Origin of the sequence: Idiomarina sp. UBA4206 (genome assembly GCF_002383015.1) — a bacterium.
GTDB classification, from domain to species: domain Bacteria; phylum Pseudomonadota; class Gammaproteobacteria; order Enterobacterales; family Alteromonadaceae; genus Idiomarina; species Idiomarina abyssalis.
Window position 1 is genome coordinate 47,843 of sequence record NZ_DFTS01000058.1, and the last position, 3,290, is coordinate 51,132.

The window sequence follows — 3,290 nt, forward strand, 5'->3', positions numbered from 1 at the left end:
ACCCAAGAGGCGCCCCTGACTTTTTTGGGCGTCTAGCGGAGAAATACCGGTACGTTAGCAAACCGCCTGAAATGCTAATGACGCACCCCCTTCCCGAGTCTCGTATTGCAGATACCCGAAGCCGGGCAGAAAACATGCAACGTGTCGATGTCCCGCCAAGTCTCGATTTTGCTCTGGCAAAGGCCAGAATTCAGGCTCGATATATTGGCAACAGCACCCAAAGCGACTTTCAATCTATGCGCTCTAGCCGTAACGCGATAAACCAGCAAGCCGGACAGTACGCTCTTGCTATACGTGCTTTAGATAACGGTCATACCGATGTTGCCCTTGAGCTGATGCAGCCTTTGCTGGAGCGAGCACCCAACAACCCCTTTTATATCGATGTTCAAACCGATATTTTGCTTGCAAAAGATGACTATGAAACGGTATTGGATTGGTTGCGCGGCAAGTATGTTCAACAACCCAATGAACCCGTTATTACATTAAATTTTGCCAATGCTGCGCTTAAGGCGCAGGACACCTCTCTGGCAGAGAAGCTGCTACGAGACTTTCTGTTACAACAACCCAATGATCCACTCGCGCTTGACCTTCTTACCCAGGTTTATGAGCGTAATGGAAAACGTGCTGCTATGTATGAAACTCGCGCTGAGGCACTCGCGCTAAGAGGTAACTTTAAACTGGCTATCGACCAATTGCATACGGCTCACAACCATACAGACAGTGACCTTACTCACAAACGACTTAACGCACGTATTGATCAAATACGTAACTTAGAGCAGCAAGTACAAAACTTAATGTGAATTAATGGCACTTTCCAATGATTCAAGATCCTGCTCGCCCATAAGGGGTCCTTTTACCGTGCCATCAGGCTTTATCACATAGGTTGCCGGTAACATTTGTGGACGTTGAAACGGAAACGCAGGTGCAGGGTCCATCAAGGCCAGTTGAAACTCAATGCCATGGCGCTTTTTGAGCTCAGCGAGTTCGTTATTCGACATCGGGTCAAAACTTACTCCAACTAGTTCAACATTTTCGGGTTTATGGCTGTTAAATTCATTAAGTTCCGGAAGTTCTCGCAAACACGGCGCGCACCATTCAGCAAAATAGTTAACAACAACAGTTTTGCCTTCAAGCTGAGACCAACTGAACTCATTATTTTGGTCGGTAATGACATCTGGCTTTGGTAAGCATGCCGTTATCAATACCACCGTGGCGGCATAGGCTAGTGTTCTCAGTTTCATTCCTTACCTCAATTACGTTACTATTAACGGATATTCAGATACTACAAGGTACGACACTTATGAGCCAAGTAACAATTTATCATAATCCACGTTGTTCAAAATCAAGACAAACTTTGGAACTACTGCAGAAAAATAATATTGAACCGGAAATTGTCGAGTACCTTAAAACACCCCCGAATGCGGCAGAATTACAAGACATACTGGCTAAATTAAGCCTCTCTGCTGAGCAACTCATGAGAAAAAAAGAGACTGTCTATAAAGAGTTGGGGCTAGCCGGCATAAACGACGAAGACGAATTAATTACCGCTATGATCAACAACCCCAAACTGATTGAGCGCCCTATTGTCATTTCCGGGGACAAAGCCGCTATTGGGCGTCCTCCAGAAGCCGTTTTGGATATTCTGTCATGACTTCTGTCGTGATCCTGTATTACAGCCGCAACGGGGCAACACAAAGGCTTGCCGACGCTATTGCAGAAGGAGTAACCAGCGCAGGTGGCGAAGCTGTTCTGCGTAGCACTGGGCACGGCAGTAATGCGGTCAGCGACAGAGATCTGGAAGTTGAAAACAGCGATATTGAAAACTGTGACGCGCTGATTCTGGGAAGCCCTACCCGCTTTGGTCATATGGCATCAAGCCTGCAGAAGTTTTGGGAAGGAACCTCTCGTGAATGGTTGCAAGGCGCATTGACCGATAAGCCTGGTGCCGTATTTACTTCATCCAGCTCACTTCATGGTGGACAGGAGTCAACGCTGCTAACACTGGCACTGCCTTTAATTCACCATGGTATGATGTTAGTTGGTATTCCCTATTCGGAGCCTGCCCTGCATCAAACTCAATCGGGTGGCTCACCATACGGAGCCAGTCACCACGAGCACAGTAACAAGCTGACTGAGCACGAACGTCAATGTGCTATTGCACTAGGCAAACGGGTTACAAACTTTGCTAGCAAGCTTTCATCATAGGAATTTTAAATGCCGACATCTCCGCGCTTTTACCGCTGGTTAACACAGGTTTTCTACTGGCCATTACTTGTTTTGGTGGCTTTATGGCACGGTATGCCAACCGATGCGCCAGGAACGCTGCCCGTTTATATTGCTCTTGTTTTATGGGTACTGCCGTTGTTGTTTCCACTCTACGGTCTGGTTAAAGGCAAAGCCTATACACACGCGTGGACCAACTTTATTTTAATGTTTTACTTTCTTCACGGACTCACTGTTGTTTACACACATCCGGACGAGCGGATTTGGTCGATACTGGAAATCATATTGACAACCGGAGCCTTTATCGGGGCAACCGGTTATGCCCGTTATCAAGGACGAGCAGAAGGTTTAGGACTTAAAAAGCTAAAAGACTACAACTAAATTTCCAGAACCTGCTTAACAAAAGGAATTGTTAAGCGTCGCTGATAGGTAATAGAAGCTTGATCAAGTTCATTCAGGGCTTTCATTAAATCACGCATAGAACGCCCCAGTCGCTGAGTCATAAAAGCCGCCACATCGGCAGGAAGCTCCAGTCCACGCCATTGTGCTCTGAGTATTAAAGCGTTATTTTTCTCATCATCGTTTAACGGGTGTACCTGAAACCCCGTTGCCCATTGAAAACGCGACTGTAAGTCCGGCAATACGACCTCGGTCTGAGCCGCCGACTGCTTTGCTGTCATAATGAGCCGGGTAGACTCATTATCGGTTACCCGGTTAATTAAAGAGAACAGTTCGAAGCACCAGTCCTGTTTCAACGTCACAGTGTCAATATCATCCAGGCAAATAAGATCAGCTTGATCAATACCGTTCAACACCGCTTCTGCATCAACCTCAACAAGTTCCTTTAATGGTAAATAAGCAATACGCTGCTGAGGCCCAACCGATGCAATAACACTGTGCATTAAATGGCTTTTCCCCACACCGCTTGTTCCCGACAACCAGGTCAACTGCTGATTTCTTTTTAACGGAGGTTTAGCTTCGGGTAAGGCTTTTAGCCAACTTAATAAGGTCGCGTTATTGCCCTCAAGAAAGGTGGAAAAAAGCTCATCGTCCGGTAACTGAACAGT

General features: G+C 46.5%; 5 protein-coding genes and 1 pseudogene. 4 read left to right on the forward strand and 2 right to left on the reverse strand.

What is annotated here, in order from left to right:
• A pseudogene (locus B3180_RS11850) lies at positions 1–800 on the forward strand (tetratricopeptide repeat protein); the annotation flags it as partial.
• Here B3180_RS11850 and B3180_RS11855 read toward each other — a convergent pair.
• Entirely contained in the window at positions 792–1,241 is a 450-nt protein-coding gene (locus B3180_RS11855) for a TlpA disulfide reductase family protein (RefSeq protein ID WP_278358649.1), read from the reverse strand. The pseudogene B3180_RS11850 and the gene B3180_RS11855 sit on opposite strands and share 9 nt — an antisense overlap.
• A gap of 59 nt (positions 1,242–1,300) precedes the next feature.
• Between B3180_RS11855 and arsC the strand changes: the two genes are divergently transcribed.
• From arsC to B3180_RS11870, 3 genes are read left to right on the forward strand one after another with little or no spacing between them, the layout of a single operon-like run.
• Positions 1,301–1,651, forward strand: a complete 351-nt coding sequence (gene arsC / locus B3180_RS11860) for an arsenate reductase (glutaredoxin) (protein ID WP_278358648.1) — start codon at positions 1,301–1,303, stop codon at positions 1,649–1,651.
• Positions 1,648–2,205, forward strand: coding sequence for an NAD(P)H:quinone oxidoreductase (gene wrbA / locus B3180_RS11865; protein WP_054487447.1), 558 nt, complete (start codon positions 1,648–1,650; stop codon positions 2,203–2,205). Before arsC ends, wrbA begins: the two co-directional genes overlap by 4 nt.
• Before the next feature lie 9 nt (positions 2,206–2,214).
• Positions 2,215–2,604 carry a DUF2069 domain-containing protein gene (locus B3180_RS11870; RefSeq protein ID WP_054487446.1) on the forward strand — a complete coding sequence of 130 codons (390 nt, stop codon included), beginning with the start codon at positions 2,215–2,217 and terminating at the stop codon, positions 2,602–2,604.
• On the opposite strand, the gene hda is transcribed toward B3180_RS11870, so the two are convergent.
• On the reverse strand, positions 2,601–3,290 hold a 690-nt coding region (gene hda, locus B3180_RS11875; protein ID WP_286844755.1), incomplete at its 5' end, for a DnaA regulatory inactivator Hda. The genes B3180_RS11870 and hda overlap by 4 nt on opposite strands.

Bases quoted from the DNA above. Each gene is read 5' to 3' on its own strand.
- B3180_RS11870 (WP_054487446.1), top strand. From the start codon at position 2,215: ATGCCGACATCTCCGCGCTTTTACCGCTGGTTAACACAGGTTTTCTAC.
- wrbA (WP_054487447.1), top strand. From the start codon at position 1,648: ATGACTTCTGTCGTGATCCTGTATTACAGCCGCAACGGGGCAACACAA.
- arsC (WP_278358648.1), top strand. From the start codon at position 1,301: ATGAGCCAAGTAACAATTTATCATAATCCACGTTGTTCAAAATCAAGA.
- B3180_RS11855 (WP_278358649.1), bottom strand. From the start codon at position 1,241: ATGAAACTGAGAACACTAGCCTATGCCGCCACGGTGGTATTGATAACG.